Raw genomic sequence first — 1,483 nt, 5'->3', positions numbered from 1 at the left:
CTCGCCAAACCATCGCCGGGTCCTCCGGCGAGGGAGAAAACTGTCACCTATGCAATCGGTCCATTCTGTTACCTATCTATCCGGTTCGGACACCAGCCCCTTCTCCCCGTCACTATACGGGGAGAAGGTGCCGGCAGGCGGATGAGGGGCGGCGCCGGCGGTCAGCTATGAATCATCCGACATCGAAACAATCGCCGCGCGAGCCAAGGCCTCTGCAAGTTGCCGAAACTCTGGTTCACCCGCCCCGCCTCATGCTAACTCACCCCGCATGGCACAGAAGAAAGGATACGAGGTCGATTCGTGGCTGGCGCGGCCGGACCCGGCCATGTCCATCGTCCTGCTCTACGGACCCGATCGCGGGCTGGTCGCCGAGCGCGCCAGGGCTTTTGCCGGCAAGACCGGCCTGCCGCTCGACGATCCGTTCTCGGTCGTCAGGCTGGACGGCGCGGAAGTCGACCGCGACCAGGGCCGCCTGCTCGACGAGGCGCGCACCGTGCCGATGTTTTCCGACCGGCGGCTGCTCTGGGTGCGCAACGCCAGCGGCCAGAAAGCGCTGGCCGACGACGTCAAGGCGCTGACATCGGAGCCCGCGCGGGACGCGATCATCCTCATCGAGGCCGGCGACCTGAAGAAGGGCACCGGCCTGCGCGCCATCGTCGAGGCCGCCGGCAACGCCATCGCCCTGCCCTGCTATGCCGATGAGGCGAGGGACATCGACACCGTCATCGACGACGAACTGCGCAAGGCCGGCATGTCGATGACGCTGGAGGCGCGCCAGGCGCTGCGTCGCAATCTCGGCGGCGACCGGCTGGCGTCGCGCGGCGAGATCGAGAAGCTGGTGCTCTACGTCCACGGCCAGAAGGAGATCGGCGTCGACGACGTCAGGGCGACGTCCGGCGACGTGTCAGGCGCCTCTTTCGACGATGCCGTCGATGCGCTGCTGGACGGGAAGATCGCCGATTTCGACACCGCTTTCACGCGACACTGCCAGGGCGGCGGCCAGCCCTTCCTGGTGCTGTCGGCGGCGATGCGGCAATTGCAGGCGATCCAGGCGATGCGCGGCCAGATGGAGGGCGGCGGCCGCAACGCCGCCTCGGTCGTCGCTGGCGCCCGGCCGCCGGTTTTCTTCTCGCGGCGCAAGCTGGTGGAGAAGGCGCTGGAGCGCTGGAGCGTCGAGGCGCTTGGCCGGGCGCTCAACCGGCTGCAGACCGCGGTGCTGCAGACACGCCGGAGGCCGGACCTGTCCGAAGCCCTGGCGCGCCAGGCGCTGCTCGGCATCGCGGTGGAGAGCGCGAGGCTTGGGCAGCGGTAGCTGCCTTCCATTGTCAATTCATGATCATCCCGTCCGCCGCCTGGAAGGTTGGCAGCGCCTGCGGAAATACCAGCACCGCCGCGCCGTAAAGCAGCAAGGCGACCCCCGATACCTTTGCAATCCGCTCTCCTGCCGGAAGGGTCTTTTCCGCAAAGACCAGCAGTGTCACCA

At 67.6% G+C, this 1,483-nt stretch carries 1 protein-coding gene; it reads left to right on the top strand.

From position 1 onward, the window contains the following. Positions 1–268 precede the first annotated feature (268 nt). Complete coding sequence (gene holA, locus EN781_RS32400; RefSeq protein WP_127400717.1) at positions 269–1,312, top strand: DNA polymerase III subunit delta; 1,044 nt, start codon at positions 269–271, stop codon at positions 1,310–1,312. The last annotated feature ends 171 nt before the right edge of the window (positions 1,313–1,483 follow it).

Source organism: Mesorhizobium sp. M4A.F.Ca.ET.090.04.2.1 (assembly GCF_003999085.1).
Classification (GTDB): Bacteria; Pseudomonadota; Alphaproteobacteria; order Rhizobiales; family Rhizobiaceae; genus Mesorhizobium.
Note: the sequence above shows the minus strand (reverse complement) of the source record. Positions and strands in the feature narration are given on the sequence as shown.

Bases quoted from the DNA above. Each gene is read 5' to 3' on its own strand.
- holA (WP_127400717.1), top strand. From the start codon at position 269: ATGGCACAGAAGAAAGGATACGAGGTCGATTCGTGGCTGGCGCGGCCG.